Consider the following 14341-nt stretch of genomic DNA (forward strand, 5'->3'; position numbering starts at 1 on the left):
CCCTGGGTGCGTTCGATGCGACGAGGGCGTCCCTCGGTGCGGCTCAACGCTGGGATTCGCTCAGGCGGTGAGGGCCTTGCGCAGGTAGGCGATGTCGGCGGCCTGGCCGTCGCCCGGGGTCTCGACCACCACCGGCGCGCCCGCGTCCCTGGCCACGGCGACCAGCACGTCCGGGTCGATCGTGCCGTCGCCGCCGACGACGTTGGCGTGCCGGTCGCGGGTGGAGCCGAACTCGTCGCGGGAGTTGTTGAGGTGCACCAGGTCGATCCGGCCGGTGATGGCCTTGATCTTCTCGACGGCGTCGGCCAGGTCCCAGCCCGCGGCGAACGCGTGGCAGGTGTCGAAGCAGAACCCGGCACCGAACTCGCCGACCTTGTCCCACAGCCGCGCGATCGTGTCGAGGTCGCGGGTCATCGCGTTGTCGCCGCCCGCGGTGTTCTCGATCAGGATCGGCACCGCGAAACCGCCCTTTTCGGCCTCGCGCTCGAACAGCTTGCGCCAGTTCACCAGGCCCTCTTCGGCGTCCTCGCCGTCACGGACGTGCCCGCCGTGCACGATCAGCCCCTTCGCGCCGATCGCGGCCGCGCCGTTCGCGTGCTGCGTGACGTTCTTGCGCGAGGGGATGCGGATCTTGTTGTTCAGCGAGGCGACGTTGATGAGGTACGGCGCGTGGATGAACACCTCGACCGGGTGAGCCTTGATCTCCTCGCCGAGCGGATGCGGCTTCGGGGCCTTCCAGCCCTGCGGGTCGGAGAGGAAGAACTGGACGACGTCGGCTTCGCGTTCGGCGACCGCGGCCAGCGGATCGTCGTCACGGACATGGGCGCCAATCTGCATGCGCAGCACGCTACTCCGGCTGAACCTTGCCCCTTCAGCCCCAGTTGGTGACGCTCGTGGAGTACCGTGAGCGCGTTCCGTGATCCACGTTGGCTGAAGGGCCGGAGGCGACTCTATGGGGAAGAACGCGCGCCGGATCACCGTCCTGGGATTCGTCACGGCCATGGCGGGCGCGCTCGCCTTCCCACCTCAGGCGTCCGCGGCGGACAAACCGGATCCGACGCTCGGCGGCGACTGCGCGTCCACCCTGCAGAACGGCAGGCAGGGATCGGGGCTCACGCTCGACGCCGGGGCGCCGCTCGCCGCACCGGGTGCGCTCACCGTGGGGCTGGACTCGACGTCGAAGGCCAAGGACGGCAAGAACCCCTTGCTGACGCTCCCGGTCGGCGACACCGTCAGGGCGTTGCGCGTCGGCGAGGTCCCGGCCGTCGGCGACCTGGCCGCCAAGGGCGTGTGCCCGGCGGCACAGGGAACCGTGAACGCCGTCGGGGACACGACACAGGGCCTCCTGCGCGGAGTGACCCAGCCACCAGGCCCCGGCCCGACGCCCCCTGGGCCGGGACCGCAGCCGCCTGGTCCTGGTCCCGGCCCGGGACCGAACCCGCCGCCCGGCCCGGGTGATCCGGGGTCGAACCCCGGCAACCACCTCGACCCGGTCGTGGTCGGTCCCGGTGGTCCCGGCGCCATCGGCGACTCGATCGCCGGCCTCGGCGCCGGGCTCGTGCTGCCCGCGAACTTCAGCCAGGCACCGGTGATCACCCAGGTCGTCCCGGGACAGGTCCCGGACGCCCACGTGCCGACCGTCGACCAGAAACCGGGCACCGCGCAGGCGCTGCCGACCGCGATGCCCCCGGCGAAGCTGCCGATGCTGCTCGCCGTGCTCGCCCTGGCCGTCGTCGCGGCCGCGCTGGTCCGAGCGTGGATCCGCCGTAAACCCGCGTAGTCCCTTTCGATCACCGCCTGTGACGCCCGTTTCCACTCGAATGCGCGAAAGCTTCGGGGGAGCGGGCGTCACTCGTCTTCGTTACCGTCGTTGTCCTGGGTGAGAACCGACGGCGGGGAAAGGGACCGGCCATGCAGAGTCGTGTACGGAGGGCAACCGCGGTAGGCGCGTCCGCCTTCGTTCTCGCTGGTTCCGCCGCGCTGGCGATGCCCGGCACCGCGGCCGCCGAAACCCAGACCGTCCCGTGTGGCAGCTCGGTCACCGCGAAGCCGGGCGACACGATCTTCGGCACCACTCCGTTGCTCGGCATCCCGCTCAACCTGGGCGTCGTCGGCCAGGTCTCCGGCGTGCTGACCGGGACGATCAACGCGTTGCTCGGCACCGTGTGCCGGGTGAGCGTGACCGTGGTGAACACCGTCGTCGCGCCGGTCCCGGTGGTCGGCGCGCCCGCGGCGAGCGCAATCAACCAGGGCGTTTCCGGGGTCACGAACGGTGCGAGCCAGGCACTCACCGGCGGCGGCAAGCCCGCGCCCGAGAAGCCAGGGCCCGGCTCACCGCCGCAGCAGGGTGGCCCCGGCAGCCCTGGCGCTCCCGCGCAGGGTGGGCCGCAGCAAGGGGCGATGCCCATTCCGGACGCGAACAGCCCCGTCCTGTCCGGCGCGTACTCGCCGAGTTTCGGCGGGCTGCCGTTCGCGCTTTCCACCGGTTACGCGCCGATGCGGGACTACAGCGACATCCCGGCCGCGATGGCCGGGCTGTTCGCCCCGGCCCCCGGCCTGCGATACGGCAGCCAGATCCCCGGCTACGCCCCGCAGTACGGCCTGCCGGAACAACAGCAGAACGGCGGCTCGGCCGAGGTCCAGAATGCGGGACAGGCCGTGGCGCTCCCGAACTCCGGCGGCGGCTTCACGAATGGCGCAGGATTACCCGTGCTCATCGCGGTTCTGGCACTCTCCGGAGTCAGCGCGGGCCTGGTGCGCACCTGGGTGCTCCGCCGAATGGTCGCTACTCATTAGCCCGACCGCCGAGTATCTTTCCAGGGAATCACTCGTTGACCCTGTTGCCATCAACGACGCCCACGGACCCCGGAGGACAGCGCTCGTGCGGAAACTCCCCACCTGGCAGACGACCCGCAAAGCACTGACCGCCACCGCACTCGCCGCGTTCGTGACCGGCGGCGTGTTCCTCTCCTCGGGCACCGCGTCCGCGGCGACCACGCTCGCGGATTCCTGCGCCGGTTCGGTCAACGGCGGCATGGGCGACTCGGTCGCGGTGAAGGGCTCCGGTTTCGCCGACGTCGTGCGGACGGCGGCGAAGCGCAACGAGATCTTCCTGCACCTCAACGGTGTCGACCCGGACGGACTGGCCAGGGCGATCAGCGGCAAGGTGCTGACCGTCGGCTCGGTCCCGCAGTCCGCGGGCGGCTCGATCGCCGGTAGCGACATGGCCGGGCCCGTCCTCGACGCGCTGCAGAACGAGTGGGGCCTGGGCGAGAGCGCGCTCGGCACCAAGGCGAAGACGCTGCAGTACATCAGGGAAGGCGTCTCCAACAGCTGCAAGCTGACGACGCTGGCCACGAACTACGTGGCGCCGAGCACGCCACGGTCCGACCCCGCGCAGGGGTCGCAGCCCGGCAGGGGCGGCACCAGCACCGCGCCGAACGGCGGCTCGAACCTGTCGAACCTGCTCCCCGGCGGCCAGACCGGCACCGCACCGCAGCGCGACTACAGCGGTATCCCCACCGCGACGCCGGGTGTCGCGGTCGCGCCGGGCGTGCGCTACCCGTCGAACGGGACGCTGCCGGGCGACGGCTCGGCACCGCAGTTCGGCCAGGGCCAGGACGGCAGCAGCGGCCAGGGCGCCGACATCCGCAACGCGGGCAACGCCGAATCGCTCGCTTCGTCGAACTCCGCGAACAACGTCCAGCTGCCGATGCTGCTCGCGGTGATCGTGCTGGCCGGCGTCACCGCCGGGCTGGTCCGGACCTGGGTGCTGCGCCGCACGAGCTGACCCCACGCACCCTGCGCGCGGAACTGTCGGTGCCCGTAGGTACGCTTTACCCCGACATACCCTCCTGCCATGGAACGTCCATGGCCGCGAGCCCATAGGAGGTGAGTGGTTGTGTCACGCCATTACGAGGTAATGGTCATCCTGGACCCCACGCTCGACGAGCGTACGGTGGCTCCCACCCTGGACAACTTCCTCAACGTGATCCGTACTTCGGGCGGCAGCGTGGAGAAGGTCGACGTCTGGGGCCGCCGTCGCCTCTCGTACGAGATCAAGAAGCACGCCGAGGGCATCTACGCCCTGCTGGACCTGAACTCCTCGGCCGACGCCGTCAAGGAGCTCGACCGCCAGCTCTCGCTGCAGGAAACCGTCCTGCGCACCAAGGTCATGCGCCGCGAGGTCAAGCGCGCCGCGGCCAAGCCCGCCGCCGCCAAGGCCTGAGCCGAAGGGAACAACGCCCGATGGCTGGAGACACCGTCATCACGGTGATCGGCAACCTCACGTCCGACCCGGAACTCCGCTTCACCCCGTCCGGCGCGGCGGTCGCGAACTTCACGGTCGCGTCCACGCCCCGCACGCTCGACCGGCAGACCGGCGAGTGGAAGGACGGCGAGGCGCTGTTCCTGCGCTGCAACATCTGGCGCCAGGCGGCGGAGAACGTCGCCGAGTCGCTGACCCGCGGCGCGCGGGTGGTCGTGCAGGGCCGGCTCAAGCAGCGGTCCTTCGAGACCAAGGAAGGCGAGAAGCGCACCGTCGTGGAGCTCGAGGTCGACGAGATCGGCCCGTCCCTGCGGTACGCCACGGCCAAGGTGAACAAGGTCAGCCGCGGCAGCGGTGGTGGCGGCGGCTTCGGCGGCGCCCCCTCCGGTGGTGGTGGCGGCGGCGCGCCCGCCGACGACCCGTGGGGCTCGGCCCCACCCGCCAGCAGCGGTGGTGGCGGCGGCTTCTCCGACGAGCCGCCCTTCTGATCGGTGCCGCACCGCGGGCCGGACGGCCCCGGCGAGCGCCTGAAGCGAGATACGCAACCAAACGTGAAATTTCCAGGAGTACACAGTGGCCAAGCCACCCATTCGTAAGCCCAAGAAGAAGGTCTGCGTGTTCTGCAAGGCCGAGAAGAAGGGCCGTCCGGAACTGATCGACTACAAGGACACGAACCTGCTGCGGAAGTACATCTCCGACCGCGGCAAGATCCGTGCCCGCCGGGTCACCGGCAACTGCAGCCAGCACCAGCGGGACATCGCCATCGCGGTGAAGAACTCGCGCGAGATGGCGCTGCTGCCCTACACGTCGACCGCGCGCTGAGGGAGCTGAGTCATGGCGAAGATCATTCTCACCACCGACGTGGCGAACCTCGGCGGCCCCGGCGACATCGTCGAGGTCAAGGACGGGTACGCCCGTAACTACCTGCTCCCGCGTGGCTACGCGATCGTGGCCACCAAGGGTGCCGAGAAGAACGTGCGGACCATCAAGCGGGCGCAGGAGAGCCGTCGCATCCGCGACCTCGACCACGCCAAGGAGATCAAGGCGACCCTGGAGGGCCTCGGCGCCATCCAGCTGTCCGCCAAGGCGGCCGAGGGCTCCAAGAAGCTCTTCGGCTCGGTCACCACGACCGACATCATCGACGCGATCAAGGCCGCCGGCGGTCCGCTGCTGGACAAGCGCGTCATCGAACTGCGTGAGCACATCAAGACCGTGGGCAAGCACTCCGCCACGGCCCGGCTGCACCCGCAGGTGAAGGTCGACGTGCGGCTCGAGGTCAAGGCCGCCAAGTAAGGCCGGAACCCGCACCTTGTCGTGAAGGCGGGGCGCTTCCCCCAGCGGGAGCGTCCCGCCTTCACGTATTTCGGGAACCCGGCGCCGTACGGACACGTCCGAGTGAGGACAGCTCGGCTTGACTGCGGTTTACTGCACTGATCAGACTCGATATTGCGCATGGGGACGCAAAGGGGATGTAGCGAACGATGCCTGACGGGTACGACAGCAACGCCGAGCAGCGGCGCCAGGAAAAGGTCAGCATGGACGCGCCGAAGACCTCGGCGACCCCGGCCACCGGGGGCGGGGGCGGCGGGTTCTCCTTCGACAAGGACAAGATCGACGGCGTCATCAAGAAGTGGGAGGACCTGCGGACCCAGCTCAAGAACGACGCCGCCGACGCGAACCTGATGGCGAACGTCAAGGCGCCGGGCAAGGAGTTCGCGAGCGGCGACTGGGAGAAGCTGGCGAACCCGTCCGGCAAGGCGTTCCTCGAGCAGAACGAGAAGATGCAGGAATACGTCAAGAACTACATCGACGCGCTGCTCGACGCGAAGAAGAAGATCACCACCAAGGAAGCCGACACCCAGGCGGACATCTCGAAGGCAGGGAAGCAATGAACGCGCGTCGTCCCTTGCTGCTCGCCGCCGTCGCCGCGGCCGCGCTCACCGTCGCGGGCTGTTCGGGTACCACCGGCGGCACCGCTTCGCCCGCTCCCGCGTCGGCGACGGATTCCAACACCGGCGGATCCGGTGGCGGTTCCGCGCCGAAGGTCCCGGCTCCGCTGAACGTGTCGTCGATCCAGAGCAACGCCTGCGCCACCCTGTCCTCGGCGAAGGTGAGCCAGCTGAAGCTGTCCCCGGGGACGCCGCGCACCGGCTCCGCCGGACCGTCCTGCACGTTCACCTACGCCGACGACCGCGGCAACCAGATCGACGTGTCGACCGTGACGGCCAACAAGAACGGGCTGAGCGACGTCTACGACACGAAGGGGAACGACGAGTACTTCGAGCCGACGCAGATCGCCGGCTACCCGGCGGTCTACGCGGCGGCGCTGGACCACCGCAGCAAGGGCAAGTGCGGGCTGTTCGTCGGGGTCACCGACCAGCTGTCGGTGAACATCCTCGCCCAGCTCGACAACGGCGCGGACGCGAAGACGCCTTGCCCGGTGGTGGCGAAGGTCGGCGAAGCGATGATCCAGACGTTGAAAGAGGGCTGAGCCATGGTGTTGTTCCTGATCCCGATCGTCGCCGGGTTCTCGGCGTACAACATGGCGACCACGCACTCGAACAACTACGAGTCGGCGCAGGGTGACCGCAAGATCAACTGCTACGACATCTGGGAGAAGATCTACACCGGCCCAGGCCCGAAGTCGATCGAGGACGGCCAGGGCGCGGCCAACCGGCTCAAGGGGACCTACCAGGACCGGCTGACCACGATCGACCAGCTGGCCAAGGAGATGGACGCCGCCTGGACGGGCCAGGGTTCCGAGGCCGCCCAGCAGGCGGGCGCGCATCCGCTGCGTACGTGGATGGACGACTCCGGCAAGAAGCTGACCGACAGCGACAAGTACCTCGGCGAGCAGCACACGGCGTTCACCACGGTGAAGGCCAAGGTGGTCCAGGTGCCGAAGGACCCGCCGAAGAACAACCTGCTGAACTCGATCACGCCGTGGACCACCGACACCGACCGGGCCATCCGCGACTACAACCGCAACGGCCAGGCGAACGTCGACGCGTTCAACGAGTACTTCAAGGCGAGCAACACCAACGGCCAGAAGATGCCGACGTACAGCGCGCTGGAGGGCCAGCAGCGCAACGTCAAGGTCGATCCCGGCAAGGACGACGGCAAGAAGAAGCCGGGCGACGACGGCAAGAACCCGCCCGGCGGCGTCAACGTGCCTCCTGGCGGCAGCGTGCCACCCGGCGGAATGCCCCCTGGCGGCATCGGGATTCCGCCCGGCGGTACGCCGAACATCCCCGGCGGCGGCTTCAAGCCGGGTGACATGCCGAAGATCCCGGGCAGCGACTACCAGCGACCGGACATCCCCGGCTACAAGCCGAACATTCCCGGCGGCGACTACCAGCCGCCGAAGGTGCCGAGCTGGGACGACCACACCGGCGCGTCCGGCTTCACCCCGCCCAAGATCCCCGGGTCCAGCTTCGGTGGAGGCGGCGGGTTCGGCCCCGGTGGCACCGGCGGGGTCGACATCCCCGGCGGTGGCTTCGGCCCCGGCGGGTCGGATTCCGGCTTCGGGCCGGGCGGCGTTGGCTTCGGTCCCGGCGGCAGCGCGAGCGGGGCCGCGATTCCCGGCAGCGGCGCGGCGGGCGCCGGGGCCGGTGGTGGCGCGGCCGGAGCGGGTGCCGCGGGCGCGGCAGGCGCGGGCCGGGGTGCCACCGGAATGGGGGGCATGGGCGGTATGGGCCACGGCGCGAAGGGCAAGGGCGGCGAGGACGAGGAGCGCAGCTCGAAGTTCCTGCTCGGGGACGACCCCAACGAGATCTTCGGTACCGACGAGCTGACCGCGCCACCCGTCATCGGCGAGTGAGACACCCGGCTTGCCGGGCGCGTGCCAAGATGAGCGCGCCCGGCAAGCCGGGTGCCGCAGACACGTACTAGGGGGAACCACCGGTGCTGGACAAGCAGGTCACGATCACGACCGGCACCCTGATCAACCTGATCCGCCGCCGCGGTGGCGAGCCGCATCTGATCCTCGCCGAGGTACCGACCTGGTACAGCGACGAAGCCCAGCGCGGCGAGGACGAGCGCACCAACGCCGAACTCGCCGAACAGGGCCTCTTCGGGCCGCGCGGGATGCATCCCGGGTTCGTCGCGACACTGGAGGCGGTGGCGCGGCCGCAGCTGGAGTACTACGGCTGGGTCGACGGCGGCTACGACGGCAAGGCGCTGAGCTACTCGCTGCTCGCGGGCAGCGCCGGTGGCGAAGGCTTCGTGCTGGCCAAGCACGACGAGTACGACCAGGTCGTGCTCGCCTCGCTGCACCCCGGCGAGGCACTGGAAGGCTTCCTCGGGCAGATCCCCAAGCTCGCCCCCGGCCGGGGCCGCGCGATGGCGGTGCCGAAGAGCGAACTGGACTCTTCGGGCGGATCCATGAGCGCCCAGGACGACGGGTACGCGGTGCTGCGCAGCGACCGGCCGAGCGCGGCCGGGCAGGAGGCCGAGGAGCTTCGCCGCATTCTCGCGTTACGCCGAATGGGGAGTGGAAGCCTGTACGTCGCGGTGCGGAACCGCAGCGGGAGCAGGCAGCGGATCGAACGCCCGGTGAACTACATCGATACCTCCGAAGGCCGCTGGCTGACCGAAGAGGTACCGGGGCGTGGCGAGCCTCGGATCGCCTTCACCCCGGCCGACCAGCAGGTTCTCGGCGAGCGGTTACGCAGCGCACAGAGCAGGCTCGGCGCGGGCTGAGTACCACCTCCGTTCAGCCCACCGGGTCATCGCTCTACGCTCAGTAATATTCATCCACAGGTGACGGTGTCCACAGGGCCTCCCACACCCCGCGACACGCCGATCAACGGACTTTTCGCGACACGCCGTACGAGTTTCCGCGAAGTTCTCCACAGCTTTCCCACAGGGTTTGACCTGCGCTTTTGCCAACTTGCCCCAACTTTGTCCCCAGGTTGCCCACAGGCTCACGGGCACCTGTGACTGATTGCCCCCATCCATCCCCAAGTTGTCCACAAGGTGGTCCCCAACCGGAATTGCGTTGCTCCTTCCGGGGGTTCTACGGTTGCCCGCCGGCCCGGTACTCAGGGTGGTCCCCGGCGGTGTTCGCGGCGTTTCTGCGCCGCGGGAACCCGGCTTGGGGACATGATCTGCACAGGCACCGTGGCCGGCTGGGAAAGCAGGGGAAGATCCGGCATAATCGAACTGATGTTCGGGTGACGAGGAGGTGTCCGCAGCGGTGGCGCTGACCGACGACCGCGGTCCGATGTACGCGGATTCGGACCCGGGGCCGGCCGATCCCGGCCCCCGGCCTGGCGAGTTCGACCGCCAGCCGCCGCAGGACATCGCGGCCGAACAGTCCGTGCTCGGCGGCATGCTGCTGTCGAAGGACGCGGTCGCGGACGTCATCGAGGCGCTCGGCCCCGACGACTTCTACCGGCCCGCGCACCAGGCGATCTACGACTGCATCCTCGATCTCTACGGCCGCGGCGAGCCCGCCGACCCGATCACCATCTCGGCCGAGCTGGAACGCCGCGGCGAACTGGGCAGGGTCGGCGGGGCACCCTACCTGCACACGCTGATCGCGATGGTGCCGACGGCGGCGAACGCCGGATACTACGCCGAGATCGTCGCGGAGAAGGCGGTGCTGCGCCGCCTGGTCGAGGCGGGTACCCGGATCGTGCAGTACGGCTACGGCGCCGCGGCCGCGGACGGGGCGAACATCGACGAGGTCGTCGACCGCGCGCAGGCCGCGATCTACGACGTCACTGAGCGGCGCACCAGCGAGGACTACGTCGCGCTGGAAGACCTGCTCCAGCCGACCATGGACGAGATCGACGCGATCGCGTCGCGCGGCGGGCAGGCGCAGGGCATCCCGACCGGCTTCGCCGACTTCGACGAGCTGACCAACGGCCTGCACCCCGGTCAGATGATCATCGTCGCGGCCCGCCCCGGTGTCGGTAAGTCGACACTCGGCCTGGACTTCGCGCGCTCGGCGTCGATCAAGCACGGCATGACCAGCGTCATCTTCTCGCTGGAAATGAGCCGCACCGAGATCGTCATGCGCATGCTCTCGGCGGAGGCGCGGATCCGCCTCGCCGACATGCGCGGTGGCAAGATGTCCGACGACGACTGGACGCGGCTGGCCCGGCGGATGAGCGAGGTCTCCGAGGCGCCACTGTTCGTCGACGATTCGCCGAACATGACGATGATGGAAATCCGCGCGAAGGCCCGGCGGCTGAAGCAGCGGCACGACCTGAAGCTCGTCGTCCTCGACTATCTGCAGCTGATGACGTCCGGCAAGCGCGTCGAGTCGCGGCAGCAGGAGGTCTCGGAGTTCTCGCGGCAGATGAAGCTGCTGGCCAAGGAGATCGAGGTCCCGGTGATCGCGATCAGCCAGCTGAACCGTGGTCCGGAACAACGGACGGACAAGCGCCCGATGCTGTCCGACCTGCGTGAGTCCGGCTCCCTGGAGCAGGACGCCGACCTCGTCATCCTGGTCAACCGCCCCGACGCCTGGGAGCGGGACGACCCGCGCGCGGGCGAGGCCGACCTGATCATCGCGAAGCACCGTGCGGGTCCGACGGCGACGATCACCGTTGCGCACCAGCTGCACTACAGCCGTTTCGCCGACCTAGCCCACGACTGAGCCCGGCTGACTTCAGCGCATCGAAGCCCGGTTTCTCGCCGGGGATTGCTACGGCTTGTAGCGCATGCCTTCTACTGCTCGTCTTCGGCTCGCCGGCGTCGGTATTCCGCCGCCCTGGTCAGGTAGTTCTGGTGTTCCCGCGCGTGGTCCGGGGGAAGGTGCGGCGCGTCCGGGGACGTCGTGGCGAAGAACCGCGTGAGCGCGGCGTTCGAGCTCACGGCGAGTTCCCCGGAGCGCGGGAACATCGCTGCCTCGTAGCGTGCGACCGCGTCGCCGAGGCTGCTCTCCTTCTTGATGGCGTGCGCGAGTTCCGCGCCATCGAGCAACGCGAGATTCGTACCGTGGCCGCCGAAGGGCGCCATCAGGTGGGCGGCGTCGCCGATCAGGGTGACACCGGGGACGTGGTCCCAGGTCAGCGGAGCGGGCAGAGCCCAGAAGCTGCGCTGCACGTAGTCGCCGTCGTTGCCGGTGATCAGCGGGCGCATGACCGCGGACCATTCGCCGAACTCCCGCACCAGGTAGGACCGGACGGCCTCGCGGTCGGTGATGTCCACGCCGGCCGCGACATGCCAGTCGAGTTCGGCGCGGAAGGCTATGTAGCCGCGGACCACTCCGTTGCTGTTGCGCTGGACGATCACCGCGCGGCCGTCGCCGTCGGTGGAGAACATGTGGCCGTCCCCCACGATCGCGGCGACCTCGGGGTGCCGGGTGTCCACGTCGTCGAATCGGGCGTCGAGAAAGTGGACACCGAGGTACTGCGGCACCGCGTCGGTGAGCAGACGGCGAACCGGCGACCATGCGCCATCGGCGCCGATGACGAGGTCGGCTTCCGCGCTGGCACCGTTGGCGAACTCCAGCCGGTGCACCCCGCCTCCGAGCGGGGTCACGCGCACCAGTTTGTGTCCCCAGTGGACAGTGCCGGGCTTCAGGTGCTGGTCGAGCATGATTCGCAGCTGGCCGCGGTCGATCTCGGGAGCAGCCTCGTCGCCCTCTGCGGGAGTGAACTCGGCCAGGACGGTGCCGTGGTGGTCCCGGCGGCTCTTGGCCTGGCCCTCTACCCGGGCCAACGCCAGGAAGGCGTCCATCAGCCCGGCGTCCTCCAACGCGATCTGGCCGGCGTCGGCGTGCAAATCGAGCGTTCCTCCCGGGTCTCGGGAGTCCACGGCGGTGTCCGCGTCGTACACCGCCGGTTGAAAGCCGTGTCCCTGCAGGACGCGGGCGCACATCAAGCCGGCGGGGCCGCCGCCGACGATGGCGATGCGAGGTGGGGTCGTCATGAGGTGAGTCCTTTCCACGGGTGCTGCGGCGGCGTGTTCGTCGCCGACGGGTGCGGACCAGGCGGGCCGACTACTCACACCATACGTAGAACTGTTCAAAAAGTCTAACGATTCTATTTTTCAAGCCGTTCAATACAGCGGCTAGGATGGAGCCATGCCCGAGACAGGACGCCGCGAGCGCAAGAAGGCCGCCACCCGTCAGGCCCTGGCCGACGCCGCGCTGGAACTGTTTCTGGAGCGGGGCTACGACGCGGTCGGCGTACGGGAGATCGCCGACACCGCCGACGTCTCGGTGGCCACCCTGTTCAAACACTTCCCCGACGGGAAGGAGGCACTGGTCTTCGACCAGGACGCCGGCCACGAGGCCGCGCTCGTCGCCGCTGTCCGCGACCGCCCCAGCGGACAATCCATCCCTCAGGCGCTGCGCCAACTGCTTCGCGACGAGCGCTCCCGGCAGGTCCGCACCGACCCGCGCCTCGCCGACTTCCTCCGCCTGATCGACACCACTCCCGCACTGCGTGAGTACTTTCGCCGCATGTGGCTGCGCCACGAGAACGCCCTGGCCGCGGCGATCGCCGCCGACGCCGGACTACCCGAAGGCGACCCCGGCTGCCAGGCACTGGCCCATTTCGCCCTCGAAGCCGTCGCCCTCGTCCGCGGACGAGACGACGCCGAGTCCGCACTCGACCAGATCTTCACCCTCCTCGACACCGGCTGGACCGGCACGACGAAGGAATCCACGAGGCGCGGCGACACCTGACCACTCGTCAGGCGCGCCCGCCTGGCCTCTCGGTCAGTGCGGCGGCTGCCGTGTCGAGGATCCTGCCGAAGACACGGGACACCACGGGCCTGGCGATCCCGCGGACGAGCGCGTCGCCGAACGGGACGGGAAGTCCGACGCGGGTCGTCCACACGACCTGGGTGCCTTCCGGCACCTCGGTGAAGGTCATCCGGCCGAGTTCGTGGCGGCTCGGGGGAAAGCTGCGTTCGACGACATACGTGAACTCGCGCGGCGGCTGGTAGTCGGTGATGCGCTCCCGGAACCAGCCGATGAGCCAGGTGTGCAGGCGGATGGCGCCGACACCGTAGGGCGCGCCCTGGCCGTGGCGGGCCAGACGGGCGCGCACCACGAGCGGGCTGCGGGTGTAGTTGGTCGTGGTGGCGCACCACTCGAAGACCTCGTCGATCGGCGCTGCGATCACTCGCCGGGCAGTCACGGTTTCCATGTCTCGGCTCCCTTCTGCCGTGGCCGATCTCCCGGCCGCGTTACAGCAAGGACACCCGGCGGACGTCGGATGTGACAGCGATGGCGGTGCTGCCGGTCACAGCACCGCCATCGCCGAGCGCCAAGGCTGGTCAGCTTCGCGCCGCGGTGGCCGCCAAGGTGGCGTACTGCATCGTGAAACCGCCCCCGAGCGCGTCGATGGCGGCGCCGACTTCAGCGAGCACCTCCGCCTGTTTCTCCGGCTCGAGCCGGGTGAGGCCGCCGGTGGTGGGCAACAGGTCCAGCCACTCGGCGCGGGTGTACGGCCGTTCCCAGTCGAACCGCCACTGCTCGGGTTCGCCGAACCCGCCCGCTCGCCGGAATCCGTCCGCGGCACTGGCGAACATCGCCTGGTAGACCTCCAGGCCGGTCCGGGGAGACTGGTCACTGCCCGAGGGCGGGGGAGCCATCACCGACTCGGGCGCCACGCGACGGCAGGCTTCGTTGTAGGCCGCCAGGATCTCGGGCGGCGGGTCGTACACATGGCCGAACACCGCCAGCCTGCCGCCCGGGCGGAGCACCCGCGCCGCCTTGGCCGCGCCCGCGACCGGGTCCACCCAGTGCCACGCCTGACCGGCGACGACGGCGTCGAACGTCCGGCCCGCCGGTTCCCAGTCCTCGAACTTCGCCACCTCGACCTCGATCCCGCCGCGGCGCGCGAACTCGGCCATCCTGGCGTCGGGGTCGACGCCGAGCACCGTGCAGCCCGCCGCGGTGAACTGCCGCGCTTCGATGCCGGTGCCGCAGCCGACGTCGAGGACGGCACGGCCGGGACTCGCTGCGATGATGCGCGCCACCAGCGCGCCGGGATAAGGGGGCCGGGCCCGGTCGTAGCGTTGGGGGGCCACCCCCAACCACACCCCGATACCCCCGGCCCCGAGCCGCTCCGTACCCGCCGGGCCCCGTTGGTCCAGCCGGATTGTAGG

The 14341-nt window shown here is 69.7% G+C and carries 17 protein-coding genes; 13 read left to right on the forward strand and 4 right to left on the reverse strand.

What is annotated here, in order from left to right; all coding sequences use genetic code 11:
- Positions 1–60: 60 nt before the first annotated feature.
- Positions 61–837, reverse strand: a complete 777-nt coding sequence (locus tag ACFWY9_RS09470) for a deoxyribonuclease IV (RefSeq protein ID WP_378326585.1) — start codon at positions 835–837, stop codon at positions 61–63.
- 115 nt (positions 838–952) lie between these two features.
- Here ACFWY9_RS09470 and ACFWY9_RS09475 point away from each other — a divergent pair, with 115 nt between their 5' ends.
- The 12 genes from ACFWY9_RS09475 to dnaB all read left to right on the forward strand — a co-directional run bounded on the left by ACFWY9_RS09475 (position 953) and on the right by dnaB (position 10874).
- On the forward strand, positions 953–1780 hold the full coding sequence (locus tag ACFWY9_RS09475; protein WP_378338603.1) for a hypothetical protein: 828 nt from the start codon (positions 953–955) through the stop codon (positions 1778–1780).
- A 131-nt stretch (positions 1781–1911) separates the two neighbouring features.
- Entirely contained in the window at positions 1912–2796 is an 885-nt protein-coding gene (locus ACFWY9_RS09480; protein ID WP_378338604.1) for a hypothetical protein, read from the forward strand.
- Positions 2797–2881: 85 nt separating this feature from the next.
- Positions 2882–3790, forward strand: coding sequence for a hypothetical protein (locus ACFWY9_RS09485; RefSeq protein WP_378338605.1), 909 nt, complete (start codon positions 2882–2884; stop codon positions 3788–3790).
- Positions 3791–3901: 111 nt separating this feature from the next.
- Entirely contained in the window at positions 3902–4228 is a 327-nt protein-coding gene (gene rpsF / locus ACFWY9_RS09490) for a 30S ribosomal protein S6 (RefSeq protein ID WP_200876551.1), read from the forward strand.
- A 20-nt stretch (positions 4229–4248) separates the two neighbouring features.
- Positions 4249–4755, forward strand: coding sequence for a single-stranded DNA-binding protein (locus ACFWY9_RS09495; protein ID WP_378326580.1), 507 nt, complete (start codon positions 4249–4251; stop codon positions 4753–4755).
- A gap of 85 nt (positions 4756–4840) precedes the next feature.
- Positions 4841–5089, forward strand: coding sequence for a 30S ribosomal protein S18 (gene rpsR, locus ACFWY9_RS09500; protein WP_003098744.1), 249 nt, complete (start codon positions 4841–4843; stop codon positions 5087–5089).
- A 12-nt stretch (positions 5090–5101) separates the two neighbouring features.
- Entirely contained in the window at positions 5102–5560 is a 459-nt protein-coding gene (gene rplI, locus ACFWY9_RS09505; protein WP_378326579.1) for a 50S ribosomal protein L9, read from the forward strand.
- Between the two features lie 242 nt (positions 5561–5802).
- On the forward strand, positions 5803–6159 hold the full coding sequence (locus ACFWY9_RS09510) for a hypothetical protein (protein ID WP_378338624.1): 357 nt from the start codon (positions 5803–5805) through the stop codon (positions 6157–6159).
- Positions 6156–6758, forward strand: coding sequence for a DUF3558 domain-containing protein (locus tag ACFWY9_RS09515; protein WP_378326578.1), 603 nt, complete (start codon positions 6156–6158; stop codon positions 6756–6758). Before ACFWY9_RS09510 ends, ACFWY9_RS09515 begins: the two co-directional genes overlap by 4 nt.
- A gap of 3 nt (positions 6759–6761) precedes the next feature.
- Entirely contained in the window at positions 6762–8087 is a 1326-nt protein-coding gene (locus ACFWY9_RS09520) for a PPE domain-containing protein (RefSeq protein WP_378326577.1), read from the forward strand.
- Positions 8088–8170: 83 nt separating this feature from the next.
- Positions 8171–8968: an ESX secretion-associated protein EspG gene (locus tag ACFWY9_RS09525; protein WP_378326576.1), complete on the forward strand. Its 798-nt coding sequence runs from the start codon at positions 8171–8173 to the stop codon at positions 8966–8968.
- Positions 8969–9464: 496 nt separating this feature from the next.
- Positions 9465–10874: a replicative DNA helicase gene (gene dnaB, locus ACFWY9_RS09530; protein ID WP_378326640.1), complete on the forward strand. Its 1410-nt coding sequence runs from the start codon at positions 9465–9467 to the stop codon at positions 10872–10874.
- A gap of 71 nt (positions 10875–10945) precedes the next feature.
- On the opposite strand, the gene ACFWY9_RS09535 is transcribed toward dnaB, so the two are convergent.
- Positions 10946–12151: an FAD-dependent oxidoreductase gene (locus ACFWY9_RS09535; RefSeq protein ID WP_378338606.1), complete on the reverse strand. Its 1206-nt coding sequence runs from the start codon at positions 12149–12151 to the stop codon at positions 10946–10948.
- 154 nt (positions 12152–12305) lie between these two features.
- Between ACFWY9_RS09535 and ACFWY9_RS09540 the strand changes: the two genes are divergently transcribed.
- Entirely contained in the window at positions 12306–12911 is a 606-nt protein-coding gene (locus ACFWY9_RS09540; RefSeq protein WP_378326574.1) for a TetR/AcrR family transcriptional regulator, read from the forward strand.
- 7 nt (positions 12912–12918) lie between these two features.
- On the opposite strand, the gene ACFWY9_RS09545 is transcribed toward ACFWY9_RS09540, so the two are convergent.
- Both ACFWY9_RS09545 and ACFWY9_RS09550 read right to left on the reverse strand, forming a co-directional pair.
- A complete protein-coding gene (locus ACFWY9_RS09545) occupies positions 12919–13377 on the reverse strand; it encodes an SRPBCC family protein (RefSeq protein ID WP_378338607.1) in 459 nt (152 codons plus the stop codon).
- A 130-nt stretch (positions 13378–13507) separates the two neighbouring features.
- Complete coding sequence (locus ACFWY9_RS09550) at positions 13508–14263, reverse strand: class I SAM-dependent methyltransferase (protein ID WP_378338608.1); 756 nt, start codon at positions 14261–14263, stop codon at positions 13508–13510.
- Positions 14264–14341: the final 78 nt, after the last annotated feature.

It is taken from the genome of Amycolatopsis sp. NPDC059027 (assembly GCF_042739735.1).
Classification (GTDB): domain Bacteria; phylum Actinomycetota; class Actinomycetes; order Mycobacteriales; family Pseudonocardiaceae; genus Amycolatopsis.

Bases quoted from the DNA above. Each gene is read 5' to 3' on its own strand.
- ACFWY9_RS09475 (WP_378338603.1), top strand. From the start codon at position 953: ATGGGGAAGAACGCGCGCCGGATCACCGTCCTGGGATTCGTCACGGCC.
- ACFWY9_RS09495 (WP_378326580.1), top strand. From the start codon at position 4,249: ATGGCTGGAGACACCGTCATCACGGTGATCGGCAACCTCACGTCCGAC.
- ACFWY9_RS09515 (WP_378326578.1), top strand. From the start codon at position 6,156: ATGAACGCGCGTCGTCCCTTGCTGCTCGCCGCCGTCGCCGCGGCCGCG.
- ACFWY9_RS09520 (WP_378326577.1), top strand. From the start codon at position 6,762: ATGGTGTTGTTCCTGATCCCGATCGTCGCCGGGTTCTCGGCGTACAAC.
- ACFWY9_RS09510 (WP_378338624.1), top strand. From the start codon at position 5,803: ATGGACGCGCCGAAGACCTCGGCGACCCCGGCCACCGGGGGCGGGGGC.
- ACFWY9_RS09480 (WP_378338604.1), top strand. From the start codon at position 1,912: ATGCAGAGTCGTGTACGGAGGGCAACCGCGGTAGGCGCGTCCGCCTTC.
- ACFWY9_RS09545 (WP_378338607.1), bottom strand. From the start codon at position 13,377: ATGGAAACCGTGACTGCCCGGCGAGTGATCGCAGCGCCGATCGACGAG.
- ACFWY9_RS09470 (WP_378326585.1), bottom strand. From the start codon at position 837: ATGCAGATTGGCGCCCATGTCCGTGACGACGATCCGCTGGCCGCGGTC.
- rplI (WP_378326579.1), top strand. From the start codon at position 5,102: ATGGCGAAGATCATTCTCACCACCGACGTGGCGAACCTCGGCGGCCCC.
- ACFWY9_RS09535 (WP_378338606.1), bottom strand. From the start codon at position 12,151: ATGACGACCCCACCTCGCATCGCCATCGTCGGCGGCGGCCCCGCCGGC.
- ACFWY9_RS09540 (WP_378326574.1), top strand. From the start codon at position 12,306: ATGCCCGAGACAGGACGCCGCGAGCGCAAGAAGGCCGCCACCCGTCAG.